We start from the raw sequence: 11,585 nt of genomic DNA on the forward strand, positions 1-11,585 counted from the left end.
AATGCCGCCGAGATCTTCCGGGAAGGCCTCCATGATCTCTGCGATGAGGAATACCTCCTCCAGGGTCTCCAGGACACTGATGGTATCTGGCGAGCCGTACCACACCAGCGAGGCACGGTGCCCGGGCAGGGGCAGAAAGGCCTGGGGGCCGGTGGGTGTGAACCGCTGCCAGGTTTCATCCTGTTGCGGCAGCTCCGTGGCCACGGTAGTGACCAGGGCGCGCTGGTTGTAATCGGTGCTGTGAACGGCGATCCCAGCCATCTCCCGCACCGCGGAGCGGGCGCCGTCTGCGCCCACGGCAAGCGAGCCCCGCAGCGTGGTGCCGTCGTCCAGGTCCACGGTCACTCCAATGGCGTCCATGACGATGTCTACAGGCGTGGCGGGAGCCAGCCAGCGGACGTTCGGAAGCTCGCGTATCGCCTGGTGCAGCCCGGCGTGGATGACGTTGTTCTCCACGAACCAGCCGAACCAGTCATGCCCGGTTTCACGGGCGTCGAACCGGGTTTCGCCACCGCCGGTGTCCCAAACGCGCACGCGGCGGAAGGGGCATACCCGCAAAGCGGTCATGTGTTCCCAAGCGCCGAGGCGCTGGAACAGATCCGCACTCGCGAGGTTGACGGAGGAGACGCGCACATCGACGGGTGCCTCATCACCGAGGGGCGGTGGTGATTGGCCTTCGACAACGGTCACTGCCAGCCCGTCCTTCGCGAGCAGACCGGCAAGGCAAGCGCCGACCATGCCGCCGCCGACAATGATGACGTCCGCGTCCTCGCTCATCGCAACCCTCTCGCTCGGCACCTCAGAAGTCAAAACGGCGGGTCCGCGGTGCATTGACAAGCGGCGGCAGCCACGTGTCAAACAAGCTCTCCGTGGCCCACTGCGCCTCGCCGACCCGGGTGATCAGCATGCCTTCCATGATCGGCGCCTCGCCGACCATCACCACCAGCCGCCCGCCCACCGTGAGCGAGTAATGGAAGCCCTTGTGGAGTTCCGGCAATCCACCGCCGACGATAATCGCGTCGTAACGCTTGCCGTCGTCCCAGCCGGCGGCGGCGTCGCCACACTTAAGCGCGACGTTGCGGATCGCCTCGCGCTTGAGGCGGTCCCCGGCGACATCAAGAAACTCCTGGTAAATGTCGATGCTGGTCACGTGCGCCGACATCCGGGCCAGGCACGCAGTCAGGTACGCGCTGCCCGTGCCGACCTCGAGAACCTGCTCGGAGGGAGACAGTTCCGCCGCTTGCAGCAGGCGTCCTTCCTGCTTCGGCGACAGCATGACCTCGCCGTGGCCAAGCGGCAAATTCATGTCGGAGAACGCCAGGTTGCGCAGGTGATCCGGCACGAAATGCTCGCGCGGCATATGTTGTAGCGTGTCCAGCACGCGCGGATCCAGCACTTCCCAGGTACGGATCTGCTGCTCGACCATGTTGAAGCGGGCCTGCTCCACGTTCATCTCGCTCATTGCGATCTCCATCTAGCAGCCATTGGCACGAAAACCAACACCCCAAGCATAGCAATGCTAAGCAGACTTCCCCGCATCGGCAAGCACGTGAGCCCGGTTTCCGCATGCCCTGCGGCCACCTGTCCAGTTGCAAATGATTCGCAATTCCATTAGCCTCGGTGTCAATTCGGTGGTGGCAAGCGTGTGGCGTGATGGCAGACATGGGAGCAATGGCGGGGCTCTCGGAGCGAATGGCCGTGCTGCTCGATCTGGGCGGTCCGGTGGTCGCACTGTTGCTGCTCATGTCCGTCGTCGCCATCGCCATCGCCCTGCTGAAACTCTGGCAGTTCCACTCCCTGCGCCTGGGGAGCCAGCAGTTCGTGAGCAGCTGCCTGGAAGGCTTGCGCCAGGGTCAGGAGGACACCGTACTCGAGCGCCTCGCGGTGGAGCGCAACCCCATTGCCCGTGCCATGGAGGCGGCCATTCGCGGTCGGCGCGATCCTGGTATGTCCCTGGAGCTGGTGCGAGAAGAGGTGACCCGCGTCGCGATCGGGTACCTCGACGCGCTGCGCAGCTACCTGCGCGGTCTGGAGGTCATTGGCACCCTGGCACCATTGCTTGGCCTGTTGGGCACGGTCCTGGGGATGATCGATGCGTTTCGGCAACTGGAAGGCGCAGGCAGTCGGGTGGATCCTGCCCTGCTCTCGGGCGGCATCTGGGAAGCCTTGCTGACCACTGCGGTTGGCCTGGCTGTGGCGATTCCGGCAGTGATTCTTCTCAATTGGCTGGAAGGGCGCGTCGAGCGATTTCGTCATCGCATGGAGGATGCGGTCACCCAGGTATTTACCCAGGGTATGACCGGCCGCCGCGATGTAGCGGGCGACCACCACAGCATCACGAGACTGCAGTCCCAACGCGCCGCAGATGCAACTTGAAAACGCAACACGTCCGCGCCGGCGAATGGTATCCCTGACACCGCTGATCGACGTGGTGTTTATCTTGCTGGTTTTCTTCATGCTTGCATCGACCTTCACGGATTGGCGCTCGCTGCAGCTTTCCGTGCCCGCCGATGCTTCGGCCCCCGCAGACGATGCAGAGTCACCGCTGGTGGTTCGTGTCGGTGCCGAGGAGCTGCGACTCAATGACGAGCGCGTGAGTCTTGAGGTGGTGGGCGAGCGTCTGGGTGACGCGCTGGCGAGGGATCCGGATCGCATCGTCATCGTGCGTCCAGGCGATGATGTTCGGCTCCAGCGCCTCGTCACCGTCGTGGAAGGCCTGTATGCCGTCGGTGGGTCGCGGATCAGCCTCCAGCGGGAGCAGTGAGCATGCGTTTGCCGCAGCCATCCCGCCGCCCATTTGGCGAGCCGGTCATTCCGCTGATCAACATCGTCTTCTTGCTGCTGATCTTCTTCATGCTGACCGGCGCGTTCACTACACCCCAGCCGTTTTCCGTCGATCCACCGGAAGCGCGGTTCGGGGAACAAGCCGATGATGCGGAAGGCGTCATTTTGCTGGGGCGCGATGGTGCCCTGGCCTTCGAGGGCGAGCCCCTTGCGGACGACGATGCCCTGGTGCGGGGCGTCAAGAGCCGCCTGGACGACGATTCCGAGCTCGAGCTGCGCTTGAAAGCGGATGGTCATGTCGCCTCCACGCGCTTGCTTGATGTCATGGATCGGCTCCGAGACGCTGGTGCGGAGCGCCTGCTACTGTTGACCATGGAGGCGAGCGACTGACTCATGGGCGGCCTGCGCTGGCAGCACTGGGTAATCGCCCTGGTTCTAGCCGTTGTGCTGCACCTGGTTGTGGTCGCGCTGTTCCGCGATTCCGGCGCCGAGCCTGAAGCCGACAGACCACGCGGCATTGAAGTCACGCTCACCCCGACGGCCGGGGAGCCTGAGGGCGCCGAGCCTGAACCGGAGCCTGAACCGGAACCCGACCCCGAACCTGAACCGGAGCCTGAGCCCGAGCCGGAACCAGAGCCGGAGCCTGAACCGGAACCGGAACCGGAACCGGAACCCGACCCCGAACCTGAACCGGAGCCTGAACCCGAGCCGGAGCCGGAACCAGAGCCCGAACCCGACCCGGAGCCTGAACCAGAGCCCGAGCCCGAACCAACGCCAGAAGAAATTCCAGAAGGACTTGAGGAGGCGCAAATCGAAGACGACGAGACGCAGGAGCAGGCGGCCATCGAGGGCGACCCGGATGCCATCGAATCCTATGGCGACGAGCTGCGAGCCTATCTGGACCGGCGCAAGAACTACCCCCGCCAAGCCGAGAGGCGCCGGCAACAGGGAGAGGTTATCGTGCGCTTTACCGTCGCCCGCGACGGCACGCTGCGCGATTACGAAATCATCGAGTCATCGGGCTACAGCCTTCTGGATGACGAAGTTGCGGATCTCCTGGAGCGCGCGTCCCCCTTGCCCGCGGCCCCGGATGATCTCCCGGAGGACTCGTTCGAGTTCGAGCTGCCGGTCCGCTTCGGTCGTTGATCGCGCGACTGTCAGCGCAGCACGAGGAACAGCGCTCCACTGCCGCGCTGAATATGCAAAAGCAACTCCTGTTGCCCAACGGACCGCTCCCGGAATTCCCGCAGGTCGGTTACGTCCAGCCGGTTGACCGACAGGATCGCATCGCCCTCGCGCAGGCCCGCCCGATCGGCCGGGCTGCCAGGCTCCACCTCCAGCACGGTCACCCGTTGCACGTTGTCTGTGCCCACCCGCTGTTCATTCATGCCAAGGCGGGCCCCTGCGAGGCGCGGCGAGGCACGCTCACCCTGAAGGGTTGTCAGCTCGGGTTCGGCGATGAGCACGTCCAGCTCCTGCGTGGTGCCGTTGCGATTGACGCGCAGTGTCACCGTCTCGCCGACCCGAAGTAAGCCTATGGCATTGCGCAGATCGCTCACCTGACGCACGGCGCGGTCGTTGACCGCAAGAATGATATCGCCTGTTGCTAGCCCCGCCTTATCCGCCGGTGAGCCGCCCTCGATCTGCGTAATCACCACGCCGGAGCGTTCCCCGAGCCCGAAGGCCTCGGCGAGGTCCGGATTCAGGTCTTGGGCGCTGACGCCGAGCCGGCCGCGCTGGATCTCGCCGTGGGCAATCAGCTGCTCCATGACGGAGCGCGCCATGTTCGAGGGAATGGCGAAGCCGATGCCGACGTTACCCCCTGCCGGAGTGAGAATGGCCGTATTGATCCCCACCAGCTCGCCGCGCAGGTTCACCAATGCACCACCCGAGTTGCCGGGGTTGATGGACGCATCAGTCTGGATAAAATCCTGGTAGCTCGTCAGGCGCAGCCCGGAACGCCCCAGGGCGCTGACGATTCCCGACGTCACGGTTTGACCGAGCCCGAAGGGGTTGCCGATGGCCACCACGAAGTCGCCCACCCGGAGTTCGTCCGAATTGGCCAAGGGCAAGGCCTGCAGGCCGCCCGCCTCGACCCGAATCACGGCGACATCGGTTTCGGAGTCGCTACCGACCACGGTTGCGGCCAGCTCGCGCCGATCGGCGAGGGTGACGGTAATGCGGTCGGCCCGACGGATTACATGGTGATTCGTGAGAATGTACCCGGCCTCGGCGTCGACGATGACACCGGAGCCGAGGCTCTGGGTCTGTCGCTCCCGCGGACGTTCCGGCAGGTCGAAGAACCGCCGGAAGAATGGGTCTTGGAGCAGCGGGTTCTCGGCGACCAGCGCACGACCGGTGGTGGCGATGTTGACCACGGCCGGCGTCGTTTCCTCAAGCATCGGGGCGAGGGAGGGCAACGGCTCGCCGTCCACTGCGGCTGGTAAGTGTGCCCAGGAAACGGGTGTCAGGACGAACAACATGGACGCGGCGAGCCGCCGCAGCGCTGTCATTGGTCGGGTCTCACGGTAATGCGCCGGCGCGTGGACTGCTCCGTTCGCGGGAGCCGCACGACCAGCACGCCATCCTGATAGCTGGCCTCGGCACGGCTGTCATCCACTGGTGAGGGCAGGGGCACGTTGCGCCGGAAGGCACCATACGCGCGTTCCATCAAGTGGTAACGGCCACTGTCAATTTGCCGCGACACGCGCTTCTGGCCACGAATGACCAGATGCTGGTCATGCACCGAGATGTCGAAATCCTCGCTTGCCATGCCCGGCGCCTCCAGGCGGACTTCCACAGCGTGATCGTTCTCGATCACCTCCGCGGCCAAGAGCCCCCAGCTTGCGCCCCGGCGCGCATGTGCTTCCTCCCGCGTCGGCACCTGCCCCGCCTTGCGTAGTGGATAGAAGCGCGTTAGCGCAGCCCCGGCGCGATCACGCAGGTGCCGCCAACCCTCGGCGACCTGGTCCCAGGCTTGCTCCAGACCGTGCCGCAGCTCTTGGAATGTCTTCATAGCGCCTCCTCAGGGGCTACTGGTGTTTCACTAGATCCGAGCAGGATGCTGAAAAAGGCCATCCTGGCACTTTTCAGCTCGCTGCGCCGCGGCGCATGGCCGGGACTTGCTAGACCGTCAGGTTTTCCCGTGGATTCATGGGGATCTCGTCGCGCATGCGCTCGTAGAGCTCCCGTGCGGCTTGCGTATCCGCCTTCGGGGTGACGACACTCAACTCCACGTACTGGTCGCCGGGGGGCTTGCCCGGCAGGCCACGGCCCTTCAGCCGGAAGCGTTTGCCGCTTTGCGAGCCAGGCGGCACCTTCATATCGATCCACCCGCCCAGGGTCGGCACTTTCAGCGTCGCGCCCAGCGCGGCCTCCCACGGTGTCACCGGCAGCGCCAGGTAGATGTCCTTGCCGTCGAGGCGGTACTGCCTGTGAGGCGCTATGTCGACTTCCAAATAGAGATCGCCGCGTGCACCGCCGCCTGCACCGGGCTGGCCCTGACCACTGAGCCGAATCTGCTGGCCCTGGGTCACCCCGGCGGGGATCTTGACCCGCACCTGGCGGGGTTCGACACGACCGTCGTCCTGCCGCGTCTGCAGGTTCAGGTGGCGAGTGACCCCGCGATAGGCATCCTCCAACGAGATCGTGATCTTTGCGTGCTGATCCTCGCCCCGACTGCGGAAGCTGCTGCTGTAACCGGTGAAGCCTCGGTTGCCGCCGCCGCTGAAGCCCTCGGCGCTGAATGGGCTGCCGCCGCCGAAAATGGACTCGAAGAAGTCGCTGAACACCGAGTCCGCGTCACGGCCGAATCCGGCGCCACCCGCTCTGCGGCCAGCACCGCCGAATTCCCACCCGGGTGGTGGCCGGAACTCCTCGCCCTGTCGCCAGCTACTGCCCAGTTGATCATAAGTGCCCCGTTTCTCCGGGTCGCCCAGGACTTCGTAGGCCTCGCTGATTTCCTTGAAACGGGCTTCCGCGTCTTTCTCTTCGCTCACGTCCGGGTGATACTTGCGCGCAAGACGCCGATAGGCCTTCTTAATGTCGGCCTGGCTAGCATTGCGATCTACGCCCAGCGTCTTGTAGTAGTCCTTGTACTCCATTCGCGCATCACCCCTCGGTGTTGACAGATGCCGCGGCGATGCGGAGGCGCATCGCCGCGGCCGTCCACTGCCCTGCGCCACTTCGCAGGCGGCCGCAGTCAGGCAGCGGCATCAGCAAAGAAAGCGCTGACCGGTTGCGAGCGCCTCGCGTGCCATGTCCACGCGCCGCAACCTTGCGTTGCGTGGACGTGTCAAAGCAATCAGCCTGCCGGCTACCAACGCGCTTGGTCTCCCGACGCCTATGAAAGCCGGAGAGACCGAGCGATCAAGCAGTGCTTCCTGAGCCGCGCACCGCTTATCCTTCAACGTTGATGCGTCGCGGCTGCACTTTCTGCTGTTTCGGGATCACGACCTCAAGCACGCCGTCGCGGCTGCTGGCGGAAATGCGATCGGCGTCCGCCGTGTCCGGCAGTGTGAAGCGGCGATGGAAGGTGCCCCGGATGCGCTCCACACGCTTATAGCCGTTGCCTTCGGTGACGTCCTCTGCACTGCGTTCGCCCTTGATGGTGAGGACGTCGTTTTCCATGTGGATCTCGATGTCATCGGGCTTGACCCCGGGGATATCCGCCTTGATCAGGTAGCGATCCTTTTCCTCCTGGATGTCGACGGCCGGCACCCAGTCGCTGGTGGCCATAGTGCTTGGATCGTTGAGTTGCTGCCCCGTGTTCGCAAACAGCGAGTTCATTTCATTGCTGAGTTGGTTCAATACGCCCCAGGGCTCATAGCGCCGGATATTCATGGTCAACCTCCTGATTTAACAATTGAAACGTGCACCTCTCTGTCCCTAGATAGGGGCGCCTGAGCGGCTTTCAAGAGCAGGGTGGGACAATTCTTCGCTCCCGGCTGTGGAATCGACATCCGGCTTGATCGTTTGTGGCCTTGCTGGTATAAACGCGCGTCGGTGTCCACAAGCGCTGCGGCTTGCCAGTGTGCGCTTCCGGGGCGGCAAGCGGGAATTTAGGAGAGGGACGTCATGTCCAAAATCTGTCAGGTCATGGGCAAGCGCCCAGCAGTCGGGAACAACGTTTCCCACGCCAACAACAAGACGCGTCGGCGGTTTATGCCGAACCTTCACTACCACCGGTTCTGGGTGGAGACTGAGCAGCGCTGGGTACGTTTGCGCGTCTCCAGCCAGGGACTGCGGACCATCGACAAGAAGGGCATCGACACGGTGCTCGCTGAACTTCGCTCACGCGGCGAAAAGGTCTGAGGAGGTCAGTATGCGCGACAAGATCCGTATGGTATCGACGGCAGGGACCGGTCATTTCTACACGACGGACAAGAACAAGCGCAACACCCCGGGCAAGCTCGAAATGAAGAAATATGACCCGGTGGTGCGTAAGCACGTGATGTATCGGGAAGCTAAAATCAAGTAACACCCGGCGACTCGGATGCCCCTGATGATGAAGGTGCCGGTGCACCTCGGGGTACCGGGGTTCATTGAGTTGCCGCCCGAATACTATTGCCAGGCCCGCGCAAGGCCGCCTCCCTCCATCGAGCAGCGACAACGGGCGAACGCTTAGCCCCCTCACACCCAGGCCAAACGGTCCACGCCCGTGCATACTGTTGGCTATCGTGGCGGAATGCAAGGGGTTAGCAGGCAGGAGGGTGGCGGTGAGACCGATGACGGTGTATGTGGCGCGCCAGCCTGTCTTTACGCGCGAACTGCGCCTGTTTGGTTACGAACTGTTGTTCCGCGCCGCCGAGGGCGCGGAGCGCGCGGAGTTCATGGACGATGATCATGCGACGCAGCAGGTATTGCTGAACACGTTTACAGTGATCGGCCTGGAGCAGCTTGTTGGTCGCTATCCGGCACTGATCAATGTCGGGCGTGATTTCCTGGTGAAGGAGGTGCACGAGCGAACCCTTCCCGCCGAGCATGTCATCCTCGAATTGCTCGAAACCATCGCCGCTGAACCAGAAGTCCTCAATGCCATGGATGTGTTGCGCCGAATGGGCTTCACGATCTGCCTGGACGATTTCGAACCCACGCCGGAGAGGCTTCCCCTGGTCGACCATGCGGATATCGTTAAGCTCGAGGTGGGCGGCCGCCCTGTCGAGGCATTGGCGCGCACGGTCGAGACAGTGAGGCGCCCGGGCGTGCGGCTACTCGCGGAGAAGGTCGAGGATCGGGAACGGTTTCGACACTGCCTTGAACTCGGGTTTGACTATTTCCAGGGCTACTTTCTCAGCCGGCCGCGCACCGTTCAGGGTGCGGCGGTCCCGTCCCACCGGCTCCCCACGTTGCGTCTACTGGCGGCGATTCAGCGCCCGGAGCTGGACGTGGCCGAGCTGGAGCAGATCATCGCCGCCGATGTCGGTCTGAGCTATCGGCTGCTGCGTTACATGAACGCCGCGTTCGACGATGTGCAGCGCCCCATTGAGTCAATTCGGCAGGCAATCCTCCACCTGGGCATGCGGGAGCTGCAACGCTGGGTTTCGCTGATGGCCCTGTCCACCGTGGACGACAAGCCGCCGGAATTCATCTCCATGCTTACCGTGCGGGCGCGCATGTGTGAGCTGATAGGCAAACAGCGCGGTGAAGGTCACGGTGCCCCATACTTTACCGTGGGACTGTTTTCAGGGCTGGATGCCGTCCTTGACGCACCGCTCCATCAGGTGCTTGCAGCGTTACCCGTGAGCCACGATATCGAGGCAGCGCTGTTGCACAGAGAGGGTCCTGCAGGCAGTGTTCTCGACTGTGTGCTGCATTATGAAGCCGGCGACTGGGATTGGTTGGAACGAAGGGGCTACGCACCCTCGCAGGTCACTCACGCTTACCTTGATGCGATTCGGTGGTCTGGGCATGTATTCGATGATCAAGCTAGTGTCCTGTAACCGAAATTCGTTGTCTTTTGCTTGTCGGTGCGCCTTCGAGGCCAAGCGCCGGGCCGAAGGCGTAGCGGACCCTACGGCGAGGAGACACTAGCGTGTGATGAGTCAGGACCCTGGTGATCTCCTGCTTGAGGCCTACGGGCTGGAGCGGTATTTCGGTAATCGCGTTGCACTCGCAGGCTTGGATCTGACGCTCGCCCGTGGCGAGGTGTTAGGGCTTCTTGGCCTCAATGGCGCGGGCAAAACCACAACATTGCAGATGCTCTGTGGCGTCTTGGCGCCCAGCGGTGGCAGTATCCGCGTCGCCGGTGTGGATTTGCTTGATGCCCCCCGGGCCGCTAAGCAGCACCTCGGTTACCTGCCGGAGGTGCCGCCCCTGCAGCCTGACGCGCAGGTTGGGGATTACCTGCGCTGGGCCGCGCAGCTGCGGCGTGTGCCACGCCAGGCGCGTGCGGCAGCCGTCGGCCGCGCGATCGAGCGTTGCGCGTTGACCGATGTCGCCGGCCGAGTCATCCGCAATCTCTCAAAGGGTTATCAGCAGCGGGTGGGCATCGCCCAGGCCATTGTCCACGACCCGGCGCTGATTGTCCTCGACGAGCCCACTGTGGGGCTCGATCCTCGGCAAGTGCAGGGCATCCGGGCCCTGATCCGGAACCTGCGCCAGGGGCATGGTGTCATCTTCTCCAGCCACATTCTGGCCGAGGTTCAGGCCGTTTCCGATCGCGTCACCATCCTTCATGAGGGACGGGAACTCTATTCCGGAGCCGCCGTTGGCGAGGATGACGGCGAACTGCGCTACCGGGCGCGGTTTGCTTCCCCGCCCGCGCCAGATGTCGTGAGTGCCATGGACGGGGTACGGAGTGCACAAGCCGCGCCTGCCGGCGGCATACTGCTGGAGCTAAGCGATGAGGCCGCATTGGACCGGCTTGTCGCGGCATCGGCTGCCCGGGGTTGGCAGCTGCGCGAGCTTGGCAAGGAACGGCGCACCCTGGAACAGGTTTTTCTTGACCTCACCCAGGCAGCCGGGGAGGAAACCGCATGATGATCCTGAAGCTGGCAGGCCGGGAACTGCGGCTGCTGTTTCGGTCTCCGCTGCCGTGGATCCTCCTGGCGGTCAGCCAAGCCGTGACCGCGTGGTGGTTTTTGTCCCTGGTCGAGCAGTTTCAGGCGGTCTATCAGCCGATGCTGGTGCGAACCAATAGCCCCATGGGTGTCACCGACCTCGTGCTGATGCCGTTTTTCGGCAGCGTCGTGGTGCTCGGCATGCTGCTCCTCGCCGCCGCATTGCTGGCCATGCGGCTGATTGCCGATGAGCGACGCAGCGGGGCCATCGTCATGCTCTTTGCGGCGCCGCTGACCATCACCGAACTGGTGCTGGGGAAGTACTTGGCGGCGCTTGGCTTTCTCATGGTCCTGATGGCGACATGGTGCGTGATGCCGGCGGCCTTACTCATTGGCACGGAGCTGGATCTTGGTCGCCTGGCAGCGGCTGCCCTGGCGCTGACCCTGCTGGCGCTGGCGTTTGCCAGCGTGGCGCTGTTCGCCTCAACGCTGACGCTGCAGCCGGGGGTGGCGGTTGTTTTGACCGCCGGTATCGTCCTGGCGCTGCTGGGCCTGGATGCCGCGGTGGATTCGGACGATCCGCTGACGCGCTATGTGGCCTTGCTGCCGCACTACGAGTCCCTGGTTCAGGGACGGGTGGCCTCCGAGGACATTGTTTATTTTGTGCTGCTGACCGTTGGCTTTCTTGGATTCACCATCCAGCGCCTGGACGGGTTGCGCTTGCGGGCTGGATAACGCCGGCGCCCGGTAGGCGACCCCCCCCGGTGCCTGGTGCTATCCATCGTGATTGAACCCTGACGC

Annotated in this window: 15 protein-coding genes; 9 read left to right on the forward strand and 6 right to left on the reverse strand. The window is 63.8% G+C overall.

The features are described from left to right. The coding region (locus QZT63_RS05615; RefSeq protein WP_290649309.1) for an FAD-dependent monooxygenase at positions 1-777 on the reverse strand (777 nt) is incomplete at its 3' end. Between the two features lie 22 nt (positions 778-799). After that, positions 800-1,462 (reverse strand): protein-L-isoaspartate O-methyltransferase, encoded by a 663-nt coding sequence (locus tag QZT63_RS05620; RefSeq protein ID WP_290649311.1) that lies wholly within the window; start codon positions 1,460-1,462, stop codon positions 800-802. Positions 1,463-1,662: 200 nt separating this feature from the next. Between QZT63_RS05620 and QZT63_RS05625 the strand changes: the two genes are divergently transcribed. Genes QZT63_RS05625 through QZT63_RS05640 form a run of 4 tightly spaced genes read left to right on the forward strand, consistent with a single transcriptional unit; the run spans position 1,663 to position 3,930 of the window. Next, entirely contained in the window at positions 1,663-2,376 is a 714-nt protein-coding gene (locus tag QZT63_RS05625; RefSeq protein WP_290649313.1) for a MotA/TolQ/ExbB proton channel family protein, read from the forward strand. 25 nt (positions 2,377-2,401) lie between these two features. Continuing rightward, positions 2,402-2,764: a biopolymer transporter ExbD gene (locus QZT63_RS05630; protein WP_290649315.1), complete on the forward strand. Its 363-nt coding sequence runs from the start codon at positions 2,402-2,404 to the stop codon at positions 2,762-2,764. Positions 2,765-2,766: 2 nt separating this feature from the next. Next, positions 2,767-3,174, forward strand: coding sequence for a biopolymer transporter ExbD (locus tag QZT63_RS05635; protein WP_290649317.1), 408 nt, complete (start codon positions 2,767-2,769; stop codon positions 3,172-3,174). Between the two features lie 3 nt (positions 3,175-3,177). Next, on the forward strand, positions 3,178-3,930 hold the full coding sequence (locus QZT63_RS05640) for an energy transducer TonB (RefSeq protein WP_290649319.1): 753 nt from the start codon (positions 3,178-3,180) through the stop codon (positions 3,928-3,930). Positions 3,931-3,941: 11 nt separating this feature from the next. Here the strand turns inward: QZT63_RS05640 and QZT63_RS05645 are convergent, their stop codons facing one another. The 4 genes from QZT63_RS05645 to QZT63_RS05660 all read right to left on the reverse strand — a co-directional run bounded on the left by QZT63_RS05645 (position 3,942) and on the right by QZT63_RS05660 (position 7,626). Then, the gene (locus QZT63_RS05645; protein WP_290649321.1) at positions 3,942-5,297 is read right to left on the reverse strand and encodes a DegQ family serine endoprotease; all 1,356 of its coding nucleotides are present in this window, start codon (positions 5,295-5,297) and stop codon (positions 3,942-3,944) included. Further along, positions 5,294-5,800, reverse strand: coding sequence for an Hsp20/alpha crystallin family protein (locus QZT63_RS05650; protein ID WP_290649323.1), 507 nt, complete (start codon positions 5,798-5,800; stop codon positions 5,294-5,296). Before QZT63_RS05650 ends, QZT63_RS05645 begins: the two co-directional genes overlap by 4 nt. Positions 5,801-5,909: 109 nt before the next feature. After that, complete coding sequence (locus QZT63_RS05655) at positions 5,910-6,887, reverse strand: DnaJ C-terminal domain-containing protein (RefSeq protein WP_290649325.1); 978 nt, start codon at positions 6,885-6,887, stop codon at positions 5,910-5,912. Between the two features lie 295 nt (positions 6,888-7,182). After that, a complete protein-coding gene (locus tag QZT63_RS05660; protein WP_290649327.1) occupies positions 7,183-7,626 on the reverse strand; it encodes an Hsp20/alpha crystallin family protein in 444 nt (147 codons plus the stop codon). 234 nt (positions 7,627-7,860) lie between these two features. On the opposite strand from QZT63_RS05660, the gene rpmB reads away from it, so the two are divergent. The 5 genes from rpmB to QZT63_RS05685 all read left to right on the forward strand — a co-directional run bounded on the left by rpmB (position 7,861) and on the right by QZT63_RS05685 (position 11,519). Then, positions 7,861-8,097: a 50S ribosomal protein L28 gene (rpmB, locus tag QZT63_RS05665; RefSeq protein WP_290649328.1), complete on the forward strand. Its 237-nt coding sequence runs from the start codon at positions 7,861-7,863 to the stop codon at positions 8,095-8,097. A 10-nt stretch (positions 8,098-8,107) separates the two neighbouring features. Then, positions 8,108-8,263: a 50S ribosomal protein L33 gene (gene rpmG, locus QZT63_RS05670; protein ID WP_290649329.1), complete on the forward strand. Its 156-nt coding sequence runs from the start codon at positions 8,108-8,110 to the stop codon at positions 8,261-8,263. 247 nt (positions 8,264-8,510) lie between these two features. Beyond that, a complete protein-coding gene (locus QZT63_RS05675) occupies positions 8,511-9,725 on the forward strand; it encodes an EAL domain-containing protein (protein WP_290649363.1) in 1,215 nt (404 codons plus the stop codon). Between the two features lie 97 nt (positions 9,726-9,822). Then, entirely contained in the window at positions 9,823-10,764 is a 942-nt protein-coding gene (locus QZT63_RS05680; RefSeq protein ID WP_290649331.1) for an ABC transporter ATP-binding protein, read from the forward strand. Next, entirely contained in the window at positions 10,761-11,519 is a 759-nt protein-coding gene (locus QZT63_RS05685) for an ABC transporter permease subunit (protein WP_290649333.1), read from the forward strand. The genes QZT63_RS05680 and QZT63_RS05685 overlap by 4 nt, the downstream gene beginning before the upstream one ends. The last annotated feature ends 66 nt before the right edge of the window (positions 11,520-11,585 follow it).

It is taken from the genome of Aquisalimonas sp. (assembly GCF_007120195.1).
In the GTDB taxonomy this organism is placed as follows: domain Bacteria; phylum Pseudomonadota; class Gammaproteobacteria; order Nitrococcales; family Aquisalimonadaceae; genus Aquisalimonas.

Bases quoted from the DNA above. Each gene is read 5' to 3' on its own strand.
- QZT63_RS05620 (WP_290649311.1), bottom strand. From the start codon at position 1,462: ATGAGCGAGATGAACGTGGAGCAGGCCCGCTTCAACATGGTCGAGCAG.
- QZT63_RS05625 (WP_290649313.1), top strand. From the start codon at position 1,663: ATGGGAGCAATGGCGGGGCTCTCGGAGCGAATGGCCGTGCTGCTCGAT.
- QZT63_RS05630 (WP_290649315.1), top strand. From the start codon at position 2,402: ATGGTATCCCTGACACCGCTGATCGACGTGGTGTTTATCTTGCTGGTT.
- QZT63_RS05635 (WP_290649317.1), top strand. From the start codon at position 2,767: ATGCGTTTGCCGCAGCCATCCCGCCGCCCATTTGGCGAGCCGGTCATT.
- QZT63_RS05640 (WP_290649319.1), top strand. From the start codon at position 3,178: ATGGGCGGCCTGCGCTGGCAGCACTGGGTAATCGCCCTGGTTCTAGCC.
- QZT63_RS05645 (WP_290649321.1), bottom strand. From the start codon at position 5,297: ATGACAGCGCTGCGGCGGCTCGCCGCGTCCATGTTGTTCGTCCTGACA.
- QZT63_RS05650 (WP_290649323.1), bottom strand. From the start codon at position 5,800: ATGAAGACATTCCAAGAGCTGCGGCACGGTCTGGAGCAAGCCTGGGAC.
- QZT63_RS05655 (WP_290649325.1), bottom strand. From the start codon at position 6,887: ATGGAGTACAAGGACTACTACAAGACGCTGGGCGTAGATCGCAATGCT.
- QZT63_RS05660 (WP_290649327.1), bottom strand. From the start codon at position 7,626: ATGAATATCCGGCGCTATGAGCCCTGGGGCGTATTGAACCAACTCAGC.
- rpmB (WP_290649328.1), top strand. From the start codon at position 7,861: ATGTCCAAAATCTGTCAGGTCATGGGCAAGCGCCCAGCAGTCGGGAAC.
- rpmG (WP_290649329.1), top strand. From the start codon at position 8,108: ATGCGCGACAAGATCCGTATGGTATCGACGGCAGGGACCGGTCATTTC.
- QZT63_RS05675 (WP_290649363.1), top strand. From the start codon at position 8,511: ATGACGGTGTATGTGGCGCGCCAGCCTGTCTTTACGCGCGAACTGCGC.
- QZT63_RS05680 (WP_290649331.1), top strand. From the start codon at position 9,823: ATGAGTCAGGACCCTGGTGATCTCCTGCTTGAGGCCTACGGGCTGGAG.
- QZT63_RS05685 (WP_290649333.1), top strand. From the start codon at position 10,761: ATGATGATCCTGAAGCTGGCAGGCCGGGAACTGCGGCTGCTGTTTCGG.